5 protein-coding genes and 2 pseudogenes are annotated in these 22,880 nt (G+C 66.1%); 4 read left to right on the top strand and 3 right to left on the bottom strand.

The features are described from left to right. Positions 1–524: 524 nt before the first annotated feature. Together AC5Y4T_RS14350 and AC5Y4T_RS14345 are read left to right on the top strand one after the other, a co-directional pair. Positions 525–2,036, top strand: a complete 1,512-nt coding sequence (locus AC5Y4T_RS14350) for an MFS transporter (RefSeq protein WP_499919799.1) — start codon at positions 525–527, stop codon at positions 2,034–2,036. 200 nt (positions 2,037–2,236) lie between these two features. Then, positions 2,237–3,664: a hypothetical protein gene (locus AC5Y4T_RS14345; protein ID WP_499953959.1), complete on the top strand. Its 1,428-nt coding sequence runs from the start codon at positions 2,237–2,239 to the stop codon at positions 3,662–3,664. Positions 3,665–3,786: 122 nt separating this feature from the next. On the opposite strand, the gene AC5Y4T_RS14340 is transcribed toward AC5Y4T_RS14345, so the two are convergent. Continuing rightward, positions 3,787–4,017 (bottom strand): MbtH family protein, encoded by a 231-nt coding sequence (locus tag AC5Y4T_RS14340; RefSeq protein ID WP_499919798.1) that lies wholly within the window; start codon positions 4,015–4,017, stop codon positions 3,787–3,789. Positions 4,018–4,768: 751 nt separating this feature from the next. On the opposite strand from AC5Y4T_RS14340, the gene pks2 reads away from it, so the two are divergent. Together pks2 and AC5Y4T_RS14330 are read left to right on the top strand one after the other, a co-directional pair. After that, the gene (gene pks2, locus AC5Y4T_RS14335; RefSeq protein WP_499953922.1) at positions 4,769–11,110 is read left to right on the top strand and encodes a sulfolipid-1 biosynthesis phthioceranic/hydroxyphthioceranic acid synthase; all 6,342 of its coding nucleotides are present in this window, start codon (positions 4,769–4,771) and stop codon (positions 11,108–11,110) included. Between the two features lie 86 nt (positions 11,111–11,196). Then, complete coding sequence (locus tag AC5Y4T_RS14330; protein ID WP_499953957.1) at positions 11,197–12,549, top strand: hypothetical protein; 1,353 nt, start codon at positions 11,197–11,199, stop codon at positions 12,547–12,549. Positions 12,550–12,570: 21 nt separating this feature from the next. Here the strand turns inward: AC5Y4T_RS14330 and AC5Y4T_RS14325 are convergent. Continuing rightward, positions 12,571–13,257 (bottom strand): annotated as a pseudogene (locus AC5Y4T_RS14325) (thioesterase domain-containing protein); the annotation flags it as partial. A 132-nt stretch (positions 13,258–13,389) separates the two neighbouring features. Further along, positions 13,390–22,722: pseudogene (locus AC5Y4T_RS14320) on the bottom strand (amino acid adenylation domain-containing protein); the annotation flags it as partial. Positions 22,723–22,880 lie beyond the last annotated feature (158 nt).

Here is a 22,880-nt window from a genome sequence, read left to right as displayed (position 1 = left end):
GTAATCACACCATGACCTGACCCGCGAGATCGCCGCTATCTGCCCTTCGAATGCAAGTAGTAGCGAGCGTGTCGACGCGACTGCACTAGGAATCTGCGCCGTACCGTCGAGGCGACGATGAAACGCTCTACTGGCGCGCTAAGCGACCATTGACGATGGCCTGCAGTCATTGGTCTCCGGATTGGCGATTACCTTTGCGGAATGAAGTGGTGAATCTATCGAGGTGTGCCAACCGACGCGACTGGGCGTCGTGCGGCACGTCGCCAACGCACGATCACAGGACCGAGTACCGAGGCCAACCATATTCGCGTGACCTCACCGCTGGCTCTGGACTGCCAGGCGCCCCTGAGGCGGACCCTGGGCCATTGGTGCTAGAACGGCCATCTGCGGGTTCACGAAAAAACATTCGTATCGTTGCGGTAGCGTGCGCTGCTATGACGGCTCTAATGATGTAGGGCTGGCAGCACCCCAAAAGACGACACAGCGCGGGTCGCAATGCGACAGACGCGCGGAATGAGCGATACATGCCCTTCAAACCGACCACGCTCGGCCGTGCGAGCAATAACTTCATGGCCGGGCTGCCAGCTCGTCGGTTTATCGCCGCAGTCATTGCAATCGGCTCCGTGCAGCTCATGGCCACGATGGACGGCACCATCGCGGTCGTTGCTCTCCCCAAGATCCAGGACGAGCTAAACCTGTCAGATGCCGGGCGGAGCTGGGTGATCACTGGCTACATAGTGACCTACAGCGGCCTGCTGCTAGTGGGCGGTCGCCTCGGTGACGCAATCGGGCTCAAACGCACCTTTATGGTCGGCGTCGGCCTATTCAGCATCGCGTCGGCGGTATGCGGTATCGCGCAAGACGGAGGCACCCTCGTCACGGCCCGGCTTCTGCAGGGCGCGGCGGCCGCGATCATCGCACCCACCAGTTTGGCGCTGATCTCGACCACCTTCCCGAAGGGACCGGCACGTAACGCTGCCGTGGGGGTTTTGGGCGCCACGGCCAGTCTCAGCTCGGTGATGAGCCTGGTGGTGGGCGGGGCCCTTACCGAAGTGTCATGGCGGCTCATTTTTTTGTTGAATGTGCCGATTGCGCTGCTGGCGATTTACCTCGGTCGAAGCGCCCTACGGGAAACTCAGCTGGAACGGCTGAAGCTCGACATCACGGGGGCAGGGCTGGCGACGTTGACATCTATCGCCGCGATTGTCGCCGTGTCGATGGGACCGGAGAAGGGCTGGCTGTCGGGCGCGACGATCGGTTCGGGTGCGGTGACACTGGGCGCTTTTGTGGCGTTTGTCGTCGTGGAACACCTGGCTGAGAACCCTATCGTGCCGCTTGACTTATTCTTCGACCGCAACCGGCTCGCCACGTTCGCTACCATCTTCCTCGCCGGTGGCGTGCTCTTAACCCTGACAGTGCTGGTCACCCTGTATGTGCAGAACCTCTTGGGCTACAGCGCCCTGCACGCAGGCCTCGCCTTCATCCCATTTGTCCTTGCCGGTGGGGCCGGGGTGGCTTTGTCCTCCCGGCTGGTAACGCGTTTTCCGCCGCGGGTATTGGTGCTCGCCGGCGGGATGCTCGTGCTCGGCGCGATGCTGTACTGCTCAACGTTTCATCGTGGCATCCCGTACTTCCCCAATTTGCTCGTGCCGCTCGTCGTGGGCGGTATCGGTATCGGCATAGCCGACCCGCCAATCGTGCTGTCATTAATCGCTGGCGTTGGTCCCGATCGGATCGGGCCCACGTCCGCGATCTCGCTTATGCTTTACGGCCTCGGCGGGCCGGTGGTGATGGGCGTCATCCAGGCTGTCGTCACAGCGCGAACCGTGTCATTAGGCGGGACTAGTGGACCGGCGAAGTCCATGAATCCCGCCCAGCTACATGCCCTGGATCAGGGCTATACCTTTGGGCTGTTGTGGCTGGCCGGCGTGGCCGTCGTGGTCGGTGTGGCTGCGCTGCTCATCGGCTACACCGCACAGCAGGTGGCGCATGCCCAGGAAGTCAAGAAAGCTATCGACGCCGGCGATCTAAACTAATAGCCGACCCGTGCAGCACCACCCGGTGCGCGCGGCGCATTCATGGCCCATACATGACCGGATTTTGAGTGGCCTCGAGTTTGACGCGATGCCCTCCGCTGCTCTCGTCACGCCGCGAATCGGGCGCAACCAGGTTCAGGAATAAGCTTGGCAGCGCCAAAGAGCCGAGAGACATGAGCCGGCAAGGTAAGGTTCGGGCGGTGCCAGCCCGGATACGCCCCCTTAGAGCATCCAGAACACGCCGCGCCTCGAAACGTGATGCGCTGCCGGACAATCGGCTCGCGTTCGCGGACCACGCCGTGTTCGCAGAACACACCGCCAACGGCCGGAACCTGGTCATCCAGGTCGTGTTCATTTACGAGCACGCTATCGACATCGATGGGGTGAGGCGGTTCAACCGAAATCTGGGTCGCGGGCTGCTCGGGCGGCGCATCGAGCGTTCATCGTTCGGGCGATATCGGTGGGTGACTAACCATGTTCCATCGGACGTCGACGTCGCCGAGCGTCCCCGGCCACGTGCCGAACTCAGCGACTGGGCCGACGAACGCTCGCAGATGCCCACCGATTCGGAATCGGGTCCCGGTTGGCATATCGGCGTCCTCCCGCTTGCCGACGGCTCGACCGCGGTCAGCTTGGTGGTTTCGCACTACCTCATCGACGGCTTCGGGCTCGCCCTCGTGATCGCTGATGCGTTAATAGACAAACAGCTCGAACTTGGCTACCCGCAGCCACATTCGCGCAGCCCACTGCGCGCCATCGCACAGGACGTCCGCGAAGCCGGGCGGGACGCGCGCGAAGTCGGCCGCGCGCTTGCCGTCGCAGCAAAACTGGCCCGTCGCCGTCGGCCGGACAGTACCCCGGCAACGGAATCGCGACCCGTCGCCGTCAGCGGAGGCGGGGCCGATGAAGGCGTTGTCGTGCCGGTCGTCACCTTGCATATCGACGCGGACGAATGGGATGCGCGCGCAAAGATTCTGGGCGGAACTGGTAGGACGCTACTCGCAGGATTCGGAGCAAAACTCGGCGAACGCATGGGACGTCGACGTGCCGGTGATGGTGCCGTCACCTTGCAACTCCCTATGAGCGCCCGCACCGAGGGCGATACACGTGCGATCGCGGTATCGTTTGCCCGCTTCAGCGTCGACCCGACCCCGGTGACAACGGATCTCGGCGACGTCCGTGCCGCGGTCAAGCAGGCGCTGGACACGCTGCGGGAGACACCAGATGAGTCGGTGCAGCTGCTGTGGCTGGTCCCGTTCACGCCGAAGCGGATATTGAGACGAATTGGCAATGCGATGGGCGCCGACCCGGATCACCCGGTGTTCTGCTCAAATCTCGGCGACCTCGGCTTCTTGGTGTTGGCCCTGGCCGGCAACGAGGCCGAATACGCCGTCATCGAAGCGGCCCTCAACAGGCTGCATCTCATCCGGGTGAGCGGGCAAAACTTAACGCGGCAACTGCTCGAGCGGACCGGTGGTCAAATGATGCTGCAGTCCTGGCGGATCGGCGACAAGATCGCCATCACCATCGAGGCCTATCAACCGGGCGCGAAAAACACCAAGACCGCTTTGCGCGAGCTGGCCGGGCAGACACTGGCCGAGTTCGACCTGACCGGTGAGATCGACTAAGCGGCACATCCCGGCTGCCGCATTGCGGCGACTTCCCTGCGGTGCCTGGCACGTGGGCCCGGAACGTGACGGTTCACGCAACGTAAATTTCGCGGCCCCTGCGATGCGGCGCGACTGCAGGCTTACTCGTCAGACGCCTTGCCGGCTGCCAACCTGTCGCGCAGGCTCTTCGGCCGTATGTCGGGCCAGTTCTGTTCGATGTAGTCCAGGCACGCAGCGCGGTCGGCTTCGCCGTAAACCACACGCCAACCAGCCGGAACATCGGCGAAGGTCGGCCACAAGCTGTGCTGCTCCTCGTCGTTGACCAACACGAAAAAGCTGCCACTGTCGTCGTCGAACGGATTGACGCTCACCGAGTGATTCTCCAGATCCTGTAGTCGAGATTGAGTGAAACCGCCCCAAACGATACCCGGAAGCCCACAGCCACAGTGGTGGGTTCGGGCAAATGTTCCTGATGACGCGGGGCGCGGTACGGCCATCGCACCCGGCGCCAACTGTGCTGCGATGACCCGTTGGCGATGGAGCGTCGTCGGGCTAGCCACCGACAGCCACGCCGCTCGCCGAGGCAGGGCTCCGGTAAGGGCGTCAACCGCCGCGAGCAAACACCCTGCCGCCACCGCGAGGCGGTTGTGGACGCGCACGGACGGCCGAGGAGTGGCCTGAGCGCGCGATACCCAAAGCGTCGCCGCCGCCGCGCCGGAGCGCCGGTAAGTGAGATCACGGTTATTGACGCTTGCGTAGCCGCTAAGCAGGACCGATCCCCCGCGGCCGAGTGTGCGAGGGGCCCGTCGCCAAGCGGCGGGTCGTCACCGTCGATGACAACCGGATCGGCGGACGCGGTCACGGGGTCGCGATCCGTCCACAGCCTTGACTGTGAACACAGCCCAGCTAATATCACGGTTAGGTAACGATCTTATCAACTTTTTAAAATCGTCGGCGGCGCGCGTAATACCATCGCCCTGCCATGTGGGCCGCTGGCGGCACCGATATCGCCGACGTGTAAAGGATCAAGCGGCGTGGGTGGTGGAGCTGGTAATCGGGGGACCGGGTCTTGAGTCAAGCAGGGGGGCAAGGCCAGGTGGTCGTTGCCCGTAAGGAGGCGGAATGGTTGCATTCCGGGCCATCGATGATGATGATGCACGTCGATCGGAGTCATTGAGCTGTTCGCCCGGCGCGGCCAGGCCTGCCACCCCGGTTGCCATCATCGGTGTGGCGTGCCGACTTCCAGGGGGAATCGACTCGCCGGACCGGTTATGGGAAGCGTTGCTGCGCGACGATGACCTGATCACCGAGATCCCCGCCGACCGCTGGGACGCCGAGGAATATTACGACCCCGAGGCCGGGGTGCCCGGTCGGTCTGTGTCGAAGTGGGGCTCGTTCCTGGACGACGCCGCGGGGTTCGATGCCGAGTTCTTCGGGATCGAGGAGCGTGAGGCGACCGCGATCGACCCGCAGCATCGGCTGCTGCTGGAAACGTCGTGGGAGGCAGTCGAACACGCGGGCCTCAACCCGGCGAGTTTGGCCGGGTCGCGGACCGCCGTCTACGTCGGCGTGTCGCACGACGACTACCTCTCGGTGGCGGCCGATTCCTACACTCAGGCGGGCCCGTACGGATTCCTGAGTAACAGTCGCAGCATGGCGTCCGGACGAATCGCCTACGCCATGGACCTACGCGGCCAGGCGATAACGGTGGATACCGCATGCTCGTCTGGGCTGGTCACGGTGCATCTCGCATGTCGCAGCCTGCACGACAGCGAATGCGATCTGGCGCTGGCGGGCGGCGTTTCGCTGACGCTGGATCCACGAAGATACGCCGCCGGATCAGCCGGCGGCGTGCTCTCGGCGACCGGGCGCTGCCACGCATTCGACGTCGCCGCCGATGGTTTCGCCATCGGCGAGGGCAGCGCAATGATGCTGCTCAAGCGGTTACCGGATGCATTGCGTGACGGGGACCGAATCTTGGCCGTGGTGCGCGGCACGTCCCTGAACAACGGTGGCCGAACTGCGGCCATCACCACACCGTCGCGGCCGGCACAAGTAGCCGCCTACCGGGCGGCCCTGGCAGCGGCGGGGGTGGAGGCCGGCAGCGTCGGCATGGTCGAGGCGCACGGCAGCGGCGACCCGGTCGGTGATCGGATCGAATTCGCAAGCCTGGCAGAGGTTTACGGCGCTGCCGGTCCCTGCGCGCTCGGCTCGGCAAAGTCGAATTTCGGACATAGCCAATCGATTTCGGGAACGCTCGGCTTGATCAAGGCGGCCCTGGCCCTGTGGCACGGCGCAATACCCGGAAATCAACGCTTTTCACGCCTGCCGGATGAGCTCGCGCAAATCGACACAAAGCTCTTCGTGCCGAAGTCGAACACGCCGTGGCCGAGCGATGACCTCCAACCGCGGCGGGCAGCGGTATCGGCCTACGGGTTCTCGGGTACTAACGCCCACGCGATCTTGGAGCAAGCGCCGCAAACTTTCGAGCCCGATGTAGAGGCCGAAGGAGCGACATCGCTTCTCCAGCCGCCGTTACTCTTGACGCTTTCGTCCACCTCGTCCAGCGAATTGCGCCGCACCGCAAGGCGATTGGCCAGCTGGATGCAGTCACATGACGAGGTGTCGCTGCCTGATCTGGCGTATACCCTTGCGCGCCGTCGTGGCCACCGCCCCGTGCGCACCACGGTCGTCGCCGCCAACCTCGACGAGGCGGCGGCGGGGCTGCTCCAGATCGCCGACGGCGAAACTTCGTATCGGGCGGCGGCCGGACGCGACGACCGGGGCCCGGTGTGGGTGTTCTCCGGTCACGGGTCGCCGTCGGCAATCATCGGGGCCGACCTGTTGGCCAACGAGCCGGCGTTTGCTGCCGCGATTGCGGCGGTCGAACCACTGATCGCGCAGGAGTCGGGCTTTTCGGTAATCGAAGCGATGAGGTCACCGGAGGTGATGACCGGCGTAGACCGGGTGCATCCGACGCTGTTCGCTATGCAGGTCGCGTTGGCGGCCACCTTGAAGTCCTACGGCGCGCGCCCCGGCGCGGTGGTGGGGCACTCGCTGGGCGAGACCGCGGCGGCAGTGGTCGCGGGCGCGCTGTCGCTGGCAGACGGGGTGCGGGTCATCTGCCGCAGCTCCCGGCTGATGGCGCGCATCGCCGGTTCCGGTGCGATGGCCCTGGTGGAAATGCCGGCGCAGCAAGTGCTTTCCGAGTTGATGGCCGGTGGGATCAGGGACGTTGTGATCTCCGTGGTGGCTTCACCCGAGTCCACCATCGTCGGCGGCCAAACCGAGACGGTGCGCGAACTGGTGAAAGCGTGGCAATCACGGACGGTGGCAGCTCGCGAAATCGTCACCGACGCGGCATGGCATACCCCGGTGGTCCAACCCATCCTCGATGAACTGTCGGAGGCGCTGGCTGAGCTGTCACCGGCAACGCCAGAAGTGCCTATCTACTCCGCGAGCCAGTTCGACCCTCGCGAGCTGCCGGTGTGCGATGCCCGCTACTGGGTCGACAATGTGCGGCGCACGGTGCGGTTCGCCGCGGCGGTCCAGGCCGCGATGCAGGATGGCCACCGGGTTTTCGCCGAGCTGGCGGCGGATTCCCTGCTCGACACATATCTCGAACAGAACGCTCGAAGCCTCGACATCTCGGTGGCCGCCTTGGCCGGCATGCGAAGCGAGCAAGCGCTGCGGCACGGGCTGCGCGGCCTTTTGGCGGATCTGCACAATGCGGGCGCAGCGGTCGACTTCTCCGCGCTTTATCCGGGCGGGCGACTGGTAGACGCGCCCCTGCCGACGTGGACGCACCGCCGGCTGCTGTTGGACCGTGACGATCACCAATCCTCCGCCACCGCCGCCGGATGCACTGTTTCGGCCCACCCGCTGCTGGGTGCGCACGTGCGCTTGCCGGAAGAGCCGGAGCGTCATGTCTGGCAGGGAGAGGTCGGCACCGCCGCCCAGCCGTGGCTCGACGATCACCAGATCCAGTGTGTCCCTGCGCTTCCGGCGGCGGCCCACTGCGAGATGGCGCTGGCCGCCGCGCACACGGTGCTGGGCGAGATTTCGGAAGTCCGCGACATCCACTTCGAGCGGACGCTAGCGCTGGATGAGCAGACCGCGATCGGCGCTTCGGCGTCGTTGTCGTCCGCAGGGGCGGTCGAGTTCGCGGTGGAGGCATTCCGGGGCGGCGAGAGAACCCGGCTGAGCAATGCGGTCCTGCACGCCGCTGACGAACGACACCTCGCCGTGCGCGACATTGCCGCGCTTCTTGCCGCGCATCCGCGCAGCGAAGACGGCGACGAGGTGCGCAAGCGCCTGGACGAGCGGGGCGTTCAGTACGGTCCGGCGTTCACCGGACTTGGCGCGGTGCACACGGGCGAGGCGGGTAGCAGCGCCGTGGCCGAGGTCGCGCTCCCCCGTCAAATCCGCTCCGGCCAACATGATTACACCGCGCACCCCGCACTGCTGGATGCCTGTTTCCAATCGGTCGCGGCTCATCCGGCCATGCAGGCGGTTGGCGGGAACGTGTTGGCGCTGCCACACAGCATCCGCCGGCTGCGGGCCTACGCCTCGGCGCGCAACGCCCACTACTGCTACACACGCGTATCGAAAGCCGACAGTTCCGGGATCGAGGCCGATCTCGATGTGCTCGATGAGCACGGCGCAGTCCTGCTCGCCGTAGAGGGGTTGCGATTGGAAACCGGTCTCTCCGAGAAGGACAGGAAAGACCGGGTTCTGGCCGAGCGGCTGTTGACCATCCAATGGCGGCAGCGAGAACTGCCCGACGTCGAATACGCCCACCCCGGAAGCTGGCTGCTGATCAGCACCACCGCCGTCGCAGACGTTCTGGCCACCGATTTGCCCGACGCCCTGAAAAGCCACGGCTCGCAATGCACCACCGTGTCCTGGACACCGCACGCTGACCACGCAGTGAACAGCCAACAGCTTCGGAAACATCTTCTCGGCACTGGGTTTACCGGCGTAGTGGTACTGATGGGACCGCAGAACGGTGACTCGGTTGACCCCCAGCTGGGCCGCGAGTGTGTGGAGCATCTGGTGCGGATCATCCGTGAACTGCCAGATCTCCCAGGCGAGTCGTCTCGCCTGTATGTGGTGACCCGCGCCGCTCAGACGGTGCTTTCCGGTGATGAACCGAACCTGGAACACGCTGGACTGCGGGGTCTGATCCGAGTGGTCGGCACGGAACACCCCCACTTGCGGGTCACTCATATCGATCTGGACCCCGACGCCGAAGCCGAACATCTGGCCCGGCAACTCGAGAGCGGATCCGAGGAGGACGAAACCGCTTGGCGTAACGGCGACTGGTATACCGCGCGGTTGTCACCCAGTCCGCTGCTTCCCGAGGAGCGGCGCACCACCGTAGCAGACCACGAGCGCGACGGGATGCGCCTGCAGATCCGCACGCCTGGCGCTCTGGAATCGATGGAACTCGTTGCCTGCGAACGGGTTACGCCCCGGCCCGGCCAGATCGAAGTCGCGGTCAGCGCGGCCGGCGTCGATTTTACCGACGTCCTCTTAGCATCCGGTCGTCTCGCGCCGCGAGAACTCGACGGCCACCCAGCGCGGCTCGGCACCGACTTCGCCGGGCTGGTGACAGCGGTCGGGCCGGGCGTGGCCGATCACAAGGTGGGCGACCATGTCGGCGGCCTGTGTCCCACCGGCTCGTGGGGTACGTTCCTGACGTGCGATGCGCGCTCGGCCGTTACTCTGCCGGCCGGCCTTTCTGACGAGCAGGCGGCCGCAGTCACCACCGCGACGGCGACAGCCTGGTACGGACTGCACGATCTCGCCCACATCGACAGCGGCGACAAGATATTGATCCATTCCGGCACCGGCGGTGTCGGGCAGGCGGCGATCGCGATCGCCCGCGCGGCGGGAGCCGAGATCTTCGCGACTGCCGGCACCGACCAGCGCCGAGATCTGCTGCGCGACATGGGTATCGCGCACGTTTACGACTCACGAAGCATCGACTTCGCCGACCTGATACGCCGCGAGACCGGCGGCTATGGGGTCGACATCGTGCTCAACTCGGTCACCGGCGCCGCCCAGCGCGCGGGGGTCGAATTGCTCGCGCACGGCGGACGATTCATCGAGATCGGTAAACATGACGGCTTCGGCGACCTCCGGTTGGGTCAGCTGCCGTTGCGGCGCAACCTCGCGTTCTACGCCGTGGACCTGGCCGCTATGTCCGAGAACCACCCGCACCGGCTGCGCGGGTTGTTGGACAAGGTGTATCGACTCAGCGCCGACGGTGTGCTGCCCATCCCGCACAGCACGCCCTACCCGATAGAGAAGGCCGCCAACGCGATTCGGGCGATGAGCGAGGCTCGACACACCGGCAAACTCGTGCTAGAAGTCCCCCGCACCGGGCGCACCCGGGTGAAGGTGCCGCCGGCGGCGGCCCGGGTCTTCCGCGACGACGGCGCCTACATCATCACCGATGGGCTCGGAAGCCTGGGGTTGTTCTTGACCGAGAGAATGGCTTCTCCCGCTTCAGGGGAGGGCTGCGGACGCATCGTGTTGTCTTCACTCACGCAGCCGGCCCCCGAGGCGCTGGACAAGATTGAGCGCATCCGCGCGATCGGCGCCGACGTTGTGGTGGAGTGTGGCGATATCGCCGAGGAAGCTACGGCTCGGCGTTTGGTCATGGCGGCGACGGCCACCGGCCTTGCGTTGCGCGGGGTGGTGCATGCGGCGACGGTGGCCGATGATGCCGCTCTGACCGACACCACCGACGAGCTCATCGAACGCAGCTGGACGCCAATGGTCTACGGCGCATGGAACCTACACCTTGCCACGGCCGGCCAGCCGTTGGATTGGTTCTGCTCGTTCTCCTCGGCAGCCGCTCTGGTGGGCTCGCCGGGACAGGGCGCCTGCGCCGCAGCCCACAGCTGGCTAGACGCCTTCACCTTGTGGCGGCGGGCGAAGGGGCTGCCGGCCACCGCGATCGCGTGGGGCCCATGGGGTCAGCCCGCCTCCGCTACCGCCGAAAATGTCGACATCGCCATCACCGCCGACGACTGCGCTTACGCGTTTGAGACGCTGCTGCGTCATGAGCGTGCTTACGCCGGCTATACGGTCATGAGCACCGCAACGACCACCTTCGCCCAACACACCCCCTTCTTCGAGGCGGTCCGCTCCGCTGGCCAAACCGCAAGGGGCGTAAGTAGATTGCGTGCCGAGCTCAAGGGATTGCCCTTCGACGAGTGGCCCACCCGGCTGCTGGGACTGATTTCCGACCAGGTCCGCCTGACCCTGCGCCGAAACGTGGATGTCGACCGGCCGCTCGCCGAGTACGGCATGGACTCATTGGGCGCGCTGGAGCTGCGCACCCGCGTTGAGACCGAAACGGGAATACGCATGAATTCCACCGACCTCGCCGACATCGGCACCATACGCGGCTTGGCGGAAATGCTGTGCGACAAGCTCGCAGGATCACGTTGAACAACCGGAAAGGCTGATCAGTGCCACTGCGGATACTTCCTGCACGAGCCTCCGTAGGCACCCGCGCAGTCAACGGTGAAGCGTGCCTGGACAATCGCCTCGCCTACGTGGACCAAGCCCTATTCATGGGGCAGCGCGTCACGGGGCCGAAGCAGATCATGCAGGTTCTGTGGGTTTATGAGCACCCCCTTGACTTCGACGGAGTGAGGCGTTTTCACCACAATCTCAGTCGTGGGTTGCTGGGGAGGCGCATCGAGCGTTCGCCGCTGCCATTTGCCCGGTATCGATGGGTGTCCGACCCCGGCCCGACGGACCTCGATATCGCGGAGCACCCCCGCCCACGCGCCGACGTCAGCGACTGGGCAGATGAACGTTCACAAATCCCCGTCGACCCGGAATCTGGCCCCGGTTGGCATCTGGCCGTGCTTCCACTGACCGATGGCTCCACCGCGGTAAGCCTGGTGATTTCCCATTACCTGCTCGACGGTCTCGGACTTGTCGTGTCGGGAATCGAGGCCCTTTCGGGCATCACCCACGACTTTGGTTATCCACCGCCACGTTCGCGCACTCGACGGCGCGCGCTGGTGGAGGATGCCCGCCAAACGGCGCAGCAGGCGCCTGAGATCGGTCGGGCGCTTGTCGCGGCGGCACGGCAGGCCCGTAATCAGCGGCAGAACACCGCACAACCGCAGAAACCTCGGCCGCCAATGCTAAGCGACACCAACGACGTCGCGGACCCCGTCGTCGTCGTGCCGACCGTCACGGCCTTGGTCGACCTGGCCGAGTGGGATGCCTGCGCGACCGCGCTCGGCGGAACCAGTAAGACTCTGCTCGCCGGGTTCGTGGCGAAATTCGCGGAGCACGTGGGCCGCCGGCGCGCCGGTGACGACACCGTCACCGTGCAACTTCCCATCAGCACCCGGGCCCAGGGTGACATGCGCGCGAACGCGGTGTCGTTCGCGCGTGTCAGCGTCGACCCGACACGGGTGACGACAGATCTGCGTGAGGTGCGCGCCGCGATCAAGCAGGCGCTGGTGACCCTTCGGGAAACATCCACCGAAGAGTCCTCGCAGGTCGCTTCGCTGATCCCGTTCATACCGAAACGGGTCCTGAAACGGCTGAGCGCGCTGGACTACGCGATGCTCAGCGAAGCCCTTCCGGTGTTGTGCTCGAATCTCGGTGACCTTGGCTCGGTGGTCTGCCGCCTCGATGGCAGCGACGCCGAGTTCGTCACCGGACGACTGGGTTTTCAACACCTGACGCGACAGTGGCTGGAGCGCACGGGCGGCCTGATGACTGTGCAGTCCTGGCGCCTGCACGACAGAATCGTCATCAGCGTCGGCGCCTACCAGCCGGGCGCCGACAACACGAAACTGGCCATGCGCGAGTTGGCTGCGCGCACGCTGGACGAGTTCAACCTGACAGGCGACATCACCTAACGCGGTCGCGAGGGAGCCGGGTCACGACTTCAGCACGAGTTTGAGCTGTTCCCCGTACAAAGCGAGCGATTCGCCGGCCATCATGTCGTCGTGGCCGCAGTCGACCGGATACACCGTGATGGCACCTTCGACGTATGGGTTCCAGTTTCGCGGGTCTGACGACTCGTTGCCGACGTCTCGCTGGGCAGAAAATATGATCACTTCGCCATCGAACACGCCGGGCACATGCTGTCGCAGGTGCGACCCGTTCGAATTGTAATTGTCAACCACGAACTCGAAGATTTGCCTCGGCGGGAGAATCAACTCCACTGCCTTTCCCTGCTGGCGGATCAGTTCCTCAGCCCGCTCGTAGGTGAGTGGCTCCGCGTGTTCGGGAACAGCGATGCGGTTGGATCGCAACGTAAGGTCCAAGATGCGACTCTCGCCCTGAATCTCCTCCGGCGCAACGGTATTCGTGGGCCCGCTATCGCCGAGCACCGGGTCCAGCATGATCAAACGCTGGACTTCGCAGCCGCGCCGGCGAAGCTCGACGGCCAGTTCATGGGCCACTGGCCCGCCGAAAGACCAGCCAAGCAGGTTGTAAGGCCCCACTGGATAAAGGGCCTGCAGTCGATCGGCATAGTCCTTCGCCATGTCACGAATCGATTGCCGGCCAAATTCGCCGTTGTCCGGAATTTGGTTGATTCCGATGATCGGGCAATCGAGGTAATCGCCCAATACCCGATACGCGTAACTTAGGCCGAGACCTTCATGGACGCAGCACAGCGGGATGCCCGTGCCCTTCTTGAGGACTTCTATCGGCAGCAGTTCCGCCGCGCTGTCATCGCTGCTCAGTTGCCGACTCAGGCTCCGAACCGACGGCGCGTCCAATATGGTGCGCACCGCGAGGTGGGCATCCAAAGTCTTGTTGATCGTGGCGATCACGCGCATCGCCAACAATGAATCACCACCCAGATCGAAGAACGAGTCCTCGACGCCGACGCGATCCAGCCCGAGGATTTGGGCGAAGATGCCGGCCAGCGTCTCCTCGATCGCGTTCGCCGGGGCCCGGTAGCGTTCGGCAACAACATATTCGGGTACCGGCAGGGCTCGCCTGTCGAGCTTTCCGTTGGGCGTCAACGGCAGCGCCCTGACTGGCACCACGGCCACCGGCACCATGTAGGCCGGCAACCGCTCGGCCAGCTTGGCGCGCGTGGTCATCGGATCGGCGGTGCCGGTGAAGTACCCGACTAGGCGCTTGTCACCGGGGCGGTCCTCGCGAGCGATTACCACCGCCCGGTCGACCCCGTCGATGTCGGCCAATGCCGCTTGGACATCACCCAACTCGATGCGATAGCCCCGAATCTTGACCTGCTCGTCGGCACGACCGAAGTACCGCAACTGACCGTCGGGGCCCCAGCACACCAGATCCCCGGTCCGGTACATGCGCGCTCCCGGAGTCCCCGCACCGGCGAACGGACATGCCACGAACCGCGAGGCGCTCAACCCTGCCCGGTTCAGGTACCCATACGAGACCCCGGCACCGGCCACATACAACTCCCCTATCACGCCGGCCGGAACGGGGCGTAACCAGGCGTCGAGCACAAACAACGCCGCTTGTAGCACCGGCGAACCGATCGGCACCACGCCTGTCCCCGGCGCCAGCGGGGCGCTCATCGTGATGCCCATCGACGTCTCGGTCGGGCCGTACGCGTTGACCATCAGCCGCCCCGGCGCCCACCGGTTTACCACCTCAGCAGGGCAGGCTTCACCGGCCACCATCACGGCCAGCGACTCCAACCCCTCGGGTGCGAGCGCCGCGAGAGCGGAAGGGGTTTCGGTGAACACGTCAACGCGCTCGGCGATCAGCAAGGCCTTGAAATCTTCCGGTGAGGTCGCCACGGATTCGGGCACCACGACCACGCGCCCCCCATGCAGTAGCGCGAAGAAAATCTCGGACACCGAAACGTCGAAAGCCAGGGATTTGCATTGAGCCCAGGCGGCCGGCGTCGGCAAGTGTCCATCCACCACCTCGAGTAGCTGGACCGCGTTGTGGTGAGAGACGGCCACGCCCTTGGGGACACCCGTCGTGCCCGAGGTGTAGATGAGGTACGCGATGTCGTCGGGGGCCGGCCCCGGCAGACCCGTTGCTGGACAGCCGGGAATGCGGGTGTCGTCGACGTCGATCACCGGCAAATCGGACCCGCCCAGTCGGGCCCGCAGATCCGCGTTGCTGATCGCCGCGACCGGCGCGGCATCGGCCACCATGAACTCGATCCGGGCCGTTGGGACTGCGGGGTCGATCGGCAGATAAGCCGCACCGGACTTGAGCACCGCCAGGATCGCGACGATCGCCTCGGCCGAGCGGGGCAGGAGCAGCGCCACCACATCACCGGCACCCACACCCTGATCGGCCAACAGGTGCGCCAGTCGGTTCGCCGCCTCGTCGAGCTGGCGGTACGTCATCGACCGCCCCTCGCACGTCAGCGCCACCGCGTCCGGGGCCCGCTCTACGTGCGCGGCAAACACCTCCGGAATAGAGGCCGACGCGGGCGCCAGATGCGCCAACACTGCGCGGTTGCCCCACGCGTCCAGGCAGGCCTGCTCATCGGCTTCGAGGAGGTCGATAGACGACAGCGGCCGGGTGGGCTCGGCGGTCATGGCGACAAGCACCTTGTGGAATCGCGCGAACAGCGCGTCGATGCCGGAGCCGTCGAACACCTCGGCGTCGTACTCGACGCGCAGCCCGATTCGAGGACCCGGCATGGCGGCAACCGCGAGCGGGTAGTGGGTGGATTCGCTGGTGTTGACTTCGGTGACGGTCAGGTCGTAGTCGCCGGTCAACGCCTCGGTGTCGACCGGATAGTTCTCGTAGATGAACATGGAGTCGAACAGCTGGTCGTGATCCGTGAGGCGGTGGATCTCGGACAAAGCCAGATGCTGGTGCTCCAGCGTGCAATTGTGAGCGTCCTGCAGCTGATCCAGCAGGTCGGCGGCGGTGGTTGCCGTGGTGATTCGCGCCCGCACCGGCACCGTGTTGATCAACAGCCCCACCATCGACTCCGCGCCGGCCAACTCCGGCGGCCGCCCCGAGACCGCCGTACCGAAGACCACGTCATGCTGCCCGGTCAACCGCATCAGCATCTGGGCCCATGCCGCCTGCAACACGATGTTGACGGTGGTATGACGCGAACGGGCCAACTCACCCACATCCCGGGTCGTGTCCTCCGGCACCTCAAACCAGGCCGCGGATCGCCGCGCCTGGCTCAGCTGACCCGGCGGACCCACCAGGGTGGGGGCATCCAGGCCCGCCAGCACCTCACGCCAAGCCGCTTGGGCCGCAGCGCGATCCCGCCCGATGAGCCACGCGACGAAGCTGCGATACGGTGCGGCCGCGGGCAGCGGGCGTCCGTAATAGCTGGCGAAGATCTCCTGCAGCAGGATCGGCAGCGACCAGCCGTCGAGCACGATGTGGTGATTGGTGAGCACAAACCGGTGCCGACCTAGTGCGGTGCGGATCAGTACCGCCCGAAACGCAGCCTGTTCGGCGAGGTCGCACACCGCGACGCGCTCAGCGGTGCAGACCTCCTGGACTTGCTCGTCAATGCTCATGCCGTTGGGATGCGGCTCGATATACCGCCATGGCACCACCGGATCAGCCGGGATGATCTGCACCGGCTCGTCCATTTGGGTCGAGAATCGGGCCGCCAGGTTGGGATGGCGCGTTACCACCGTTTGCAGCGCGGCGCGCAACCGATCGGGATCGAGCTCACCGATCACCGTGAAGTCCAGTTGCACCGCATACACGTCGTGATCGGGACCCAGCCCGGCGCCGGCATGGAACAAAAACCCCTGCTGCAACGGAGTCAACGGCAAGATGTCGGCGATATGGTGCTCCCGCTGCAGCTCATCGAGCTGCTGCTGGGTCAGATGAGCGGTAGCAAAATCGGACGGCGTGAACCCGCCGCCGCCGGTGCGGACGTGCGCGCAGATCCCGGCCAGGGCGTCGAACCACAACCGGCCCAGCCGGTCGACGTGCTCGCGATCCACCGCCGACGGCGCCCAGGTCCAATTCGCGTGCAGCTGCGGACCGGAGTCGGTGTCCAGGGTGCCGGCGTTGAGCTCGAGGGTGTGCATCAGCGGCATCGGTATGGCCGCGGCCGCCCGGGTGACCGATGCGACATCCTGGCAAACTCGCCACGGGTCGTGGGACACCTCGGCCGTCGCACCCAGTCGTCCCAGATAGTTGAACCCGATCACCGGGTCCGAGCCCCCCAACTCGACATCGGGGTTCACATATCGCAGCAGACCATAGCCCAGCGGGTCAGGCAGGGCACGCAGTTGCTCCTTGGCGTCTTTGACCAGCGCACCCAGCGCCGCATCGCCGGCCACCACCCGATCCCAGGCCAACCCCCCGACGTTCAACGTCACCGGATACTTGGTGGTGAACCATCCCACCGTGCGAGTCAGATCCACATCGGCGGCCAGCTCGTCGTGGCGACCATGGCCCTCCACGTCGATGCCGATCGGCCCCCCAGCGCTGACCGCGAACTCGGCCACGGCCAACCCGAATGCGATCAACAGGATGTCGTGCACCCCGGCGTGAAACGCAGTCGGCACCTCTCCCAACAGCATCCGGGTGGTCCCGACGTCCAGGGCCGCCGACAGATGACCCGCCGCAGCGAACGTATCCACCGCGGGCTGCAGCGCCGGAAGCACCGCCGGGGCCGCTGCCACCTGCCGCCACGCCTCGACTTGATCCACCACCGCGGGACTACTGGCGTGCGCGGCCAGCAACGCCGACCACCGGGCAAACGACGTGCCCGTCGCCGGCAACGCTATCGGCTGGCCACCCCGACGCTGTTCCCACGCCAGATTGAGGTCCTCCAACAGGATCCGCCACGAGACCCCGTCCACCGCCAAATGGTGAATGACCAAGGCCAACTGCCCGGTCGAGCCAGCCCACACCGCACTGAGCATCAGCCCGGCAGCGGGATCCAACCGTGACCGCGCCGCGACCAACGCGTCCTCGGACAACACCTCGACCACCCGCAGGCACTCCCGGGCATCCACCTCGCCGGGCTCGGGTACCCTCAAGGTCCAACTCCGGGCACCATCGTCGACGGCGCGCAGCCGCAACATGGCGTGCCGGTCGAGCAGGGCCTGCACCAGCACCACGACGTCGGCCTCGCCAACCCCCACCGGGGCCTGCACCACCACCGTCTGATTGAACTGACCCACCGGACCATCCACGTTGGCCAACCAGCGCATGATCGGCGTCGCGACCACTGGCCCCAGCCCCTCGTCGACCGGGCCGCCGGCACCCTCGACCGACCCGGCCACCCGAGCCAATCGCGCCACACTCTGCTCGACGAACACATCACGAGGCCGAAACACCAGGCCGGCCGCCCGCGCCCTGGCCACCACCTGCATCGACAAGATGCTGTCTCCGCCGAGTTCGAAAAATGAGTCGTCGACGCCAACCCGCTCCAGCCCTAGCACTTGGGCGTAAATGCCGGCCAAGATTTCCTCGGTCGGCGTCGACGGGGCGCGATACAGATCGCCTGCGGCGTACTCGGGTGCGGGTAACGCCCGCTTATCTAATTTCCCGTTCGCCGTCAACGGCAACGCCGCAACCACCACCACCGCCGCCGGCACCATGTACACGGGCAAGCGCTCGGCCAGCGCGGCACGGACTTCGGCCGGGTCGGCCGTGCCGGTCACATATCCCACCAGACGCTTATCGCCCGGGCGGTCCTCCCGCGCGAGCACCGCAGCCTGCTCGACCCCGTCCAGGGCGGCCAACGCCGCCTGCACTTCACCCAACTCGATGCGGTAGCCGCGGACCTTGACCTGCTCATCGGCACGCCCCACGTACCGCAGCTGCCCATCGGAACCCCAACACACCAGATCTCCGGTGCGATACATCCGCGATCCGGGCGCGCCCTCTCCCGCAAACGGGCATGCCACAAACCGCGACGCACTCAGCCCGGCGCGCCCCACATAGCCGACACCGACCCCGGCGCCGGCCACATACAACTCACCGACCACCCCGACCGGCACCGGACGCAACCAGCGATCCAACACGAAGAAGCCGAGCCGCGCCAACGGCACCCCGATGGGGCTGGCCGCACTGTAGACGTCGCCGGGCGCGATCTCCCGAAACGAGGCATGCACCGTTGTCTCGGTCGTGCCGTACAGGTTCAGCAAGCGCGGCGAGCCCGGATGCTGGTCTAGCCACGTTCCCAGTCGCCGCGGCTCGAGGGCTTCCCCGGCGAACAACACAGCCCGCAAGTTCAATCGAGCCCCCAGGCCGGGCGCGAGCGCATCGGCGGTTTGTAAGGCGTAAAACGCCGACGGGGTCTGACTCAACACACTGACCTGTTCAGCCACCAATAACGCGTGGAAGTCTTGCGGGGAACGCGCCACGGACTCAGGTATCACCACCAGGCGCCCGCCGCGCAGCAGCGCACCCCAGATCTCACACACCGAGACGTCAAAGGCCAGTGAGTGCCACTGCGACCACACCTGCTCGTCGATGTCCATCCCGGCTTCCAGCGACGCCAGCAACTGGACCACGTTGTAGTGGGTGACGGCAACGCCTTTGGGGACACCGGTCGTGCCCGAGGTGTAGATCAGATACGCGATGTCCTCGGGCGCCGGTGCCGGCAACGCGGTGCTGGGCCGGGCCGCGATACCCGGATCGGCCACGTCGATGACGGCCACGCCATGGCCGTCCACCCGCTCGGCCAGCTCGCCGGTGGTGACCACCGCAACCGGCGCGGCATCACCAAGCAAGAACTCGATGCGCGCCGCGGGCACCACCGGATCGATCGGCACATACGCCGCACCGGTCTTGAGCACCGCCACAATCGCCACAATCGCCTCCGCCGACCGCGACAACAACAACCCCACCCGCTCACCCGGACCAACACCCCGGTCCACCAACAGATGCGCCAACCGGTTAGACGCCTCGTCGAGCTCCCGATACGTCATCGACGAGCCCTCAAACGACAGCGCCACCGCCCCCGGCGCCCGCGCCACCTGCGCAGCGAACAATCCCGGAATCGACACCCGCACAGTCGGATCGGGCCCAGCCAGCACCGCCCGATTACCCCAAGCCTCGATCCGGACGTGCTCGTCCTCGTCGACGACGTCGATCGAGGAAAGCCGCCGCGCCGGGTCGGCGGTCATGGCGCCCAGCACCCGTCCCAACCGCTCGATCAATATCTGGATGCTGGCCGCATCGAACACGTCGGTGCGAAACTCGACCATTCCGCCGATGCCGGCCGGATCACCTACATCGGTCCAGCGCTCCCCCACTGAGAACGTCAGGTCCATGCGAGCGGTATGGGTGTCCGCGGGCAGCGAGGTTACGTCCAGATCGCCCAAAGCCGATTCCGCCGGGGGGTCGCCGGCGAAGTTCTGCCAGGCCAACATCACCTGCACCAGCGGATGATGGTTCAGGCTTCGGGCGGGATTGAGCCGCTCGACCAATACCTCGAACGGCACGTCCTGGTGTTCGTAGGCGGCCAGGCTGCGCTGGCGCACCTGAGCCAATACCTCGGCGACGGTGGGATCGCCTGCCAGATCGACCCGCAACACCAAGGTGTTGATGAAGCAGCCCACCAGCTCGTCCAGTGCGGGGTCGCGGCGCCCCGCGATCGGGAAGCCCACGGCCACATCGGAACTGGCGCTCATCTTCGCGAGCAGCACCGCCAGGGCGGCCTGCATCACCATGAAACTGGTCGCCTTGTGCTCGCCCGCCAGCCCAGCGACCCGCTGCTGCAACTCGGCCGGCCAATCCACCATCGCGCGGGCGCCGCGGTAATCGGCCACCGCCGGATAGGGCCGATCGGTGGGCAACTCGAGCCGTTCGGGCAGCCCGGCCAGATGGTCTTCCCAGTAGGTCAGCTGGGCGGCGATCAGACTGTCACCATCGTCGAGATCGCCGAATTGTTCGCGCTGCCATAGCGTGTAATCGACGTACTGCACCGGCAGCGGCGTCCAACTCGGGGCTTGTCCGGCACACCGGCCGGCATAGGCCACCCCCAGATCACTGACCATCGGCGAGATCGACCAGCCGTCGGCCGCGATATGATGCACCACGGCCACCAGCACGTGCTCCTCGTCGGCGACGCGCAAAAGCCTTGCCCGCAAAGGGATCTCAGAAGTGAGGTCGAACGGATCACGCACAACCGCGGCGACGGCCTGCTCCACCCGACCGGCCGACCAACCGGTGGCATCCACGACCTGCCAACCAAAGTCAGCTTCCGCCGCCGGGATCACCAGCTGCCGCGGAACGCCGTCCACCGACGGGAACAGTGTCCGCAGGCTTTCGTGACGGCCTACCACATCGGCCAGCGCCGCCCGCAGCGCCTCGGCGTTCAGGCGTCCGCTCAGCCGCAACGCCACCGCCATGTTGTACACCGCCGAAGGGCCCTGCAACTGGTCGATGAACCACAACCGATTCTGCGCGAACGACAACGGCACCACCTCGGGCCGCTGCACCGGAATCAGGGGCGCAAGTCGGCTCGCGACCTCACCGATGCGGGGCGCCAACTGGGCCACCGTGGGGGCCTCGAACAGCATGGGCACGGCAAGGCCGGCGTCCAGTGCGGTGTTGATCGCGGCGATGGCGCGCATCGCCGACAGTGAATCGCCACCGATATCGAAGAACGACTCATCGACCCCGACCCGGTCTAATCCCAAGACCTGGGCGAAGATTCCGGCCAGGATCTCCTCGACGGCAGTGGCCGGCGCCCGGTAATGATCGACATCGCCGTACTCCGGGGCGGGCAGCGCCCGCCGGTCGAGCTTGCCGTTGACCGTCAGCGGCAACGCGTCAAGCGTCACGACCGCCGCGGGCACCATGTATGCGGGCAGTCGCTCGGCCAACTCGGCACGAAGATCGGCCGGATCCGCGGTACCGGTGATGTAGCCGACCAACCGCTTGTCGCCGGGACGGTCCTCCCGCGCGATCACCGCCGCCTGCGCCACCCCGTCCAGCCGGGCCAGCACCGCCTGTACCTCACCCAGCTCGATGCGATACCCGCGGATCTTCACCTGATCATCGGCACGACCCAGATACTGCAACTGCCCGTCAGTGCCCCACCGCACCAGATCCCCGGTGCGATACATCCGCTCCCCCGCCGCCCCCTCACCGGCGAACGGACACGCCACAAATCGCGATGACGTCAACCCCGCCCGACCGACGTACCCATAGGCCACGCCGGCACCGGCCACGTACAGCTCGCCCACCACGCCGGCCGACACCCGGCGCAGCCCGGCGTCGAGCACGAACAACGCCGCCCCGGCCACCGGCGAACCGATGGGCACCACCCCCGAGCCCTCCGACAGCGGCGCGCTGACCGCGGCGTACACCGTCGCCTCGGTGGGGCCATAGGCGTTGATCATCACCCGACCCGGCGCCCATCGATCCACCAGCTCGACGGGGCAGGCCTCACCGGCGACCACCAGCGCCGTCGACTCCAACCCTTCCGGCGACATCACCCCCACCCCCGAGGGTGTCTGACTCAACACAGTGACCTGTTCGCGAATCAGCAAGGCGTGCAAGTCATCCGGTGACGCGGCCACCTCCTCGGGCACCATGACCAACCGCCCGCCATACAGCAGGGCCCCGAAGATCTCCGACACCGACACGTCGAAGACCAGCGAATGCCATTGCGACCACACCCGCGGTGGACCCACCGGCAATCGACTCTCCACCGCGGCCACCAATTCGGTGACGCCGCGGTGCGAGACCGCGACGCCTTTGGGGACACCGGTGGTCCCCGAGGTGTAGATCCGGTAAGCGACATCCTCCGGGGCCGGCGCCGGCAAACCGGTACTGGGCTGATCCCGCACGGCCGGATCAGCCACGTCGACGACCGCTACCGCACACCGGTCCAGGCGCGAATGCAGGTCCGCGCTGCTGATGACGACCACGGGCGCCGCGTCAGCGACCATGAACTCGATCCGCGCCGCGGGCAGCGCGGGGTCGATCGGCACGTATGCCGCCCCGGTTTTGAGGACAGCCAGGATCGCCACGATCGCCTCGGCCGAGCGCGGCACCAACAGCGCCACGCACTGCCCCGGACCCGCGCCTCGCCCAATCAACAAGTGCGCCAAGCGGTTCGAGGCCTCGTCCAGCTCCCAATATGAGATCGAGCGACCGTCACAGGTCAACGCCACCGCCTGCGACGTGCGGCCTACCTGTGCGGCGAACAACTCGGGAATGGACACCGACGACGGTGGGCGGCCCAGCGCCGCCCGATTGCCCCACTCATCGAGCCCGACCTGCTCGTCGTCATCGAGCAGATCAATCGACAACAACCGCCGAGTCGTATCGG

Source organism: Mycobacterium sp. NGS11, assembly GCF_059813315.1.
The sequence above is the reverse complement of the archived record's forward strand: the minus strand, read 5'-3'. Positions and strand labels throughout refer to the sequence as shown.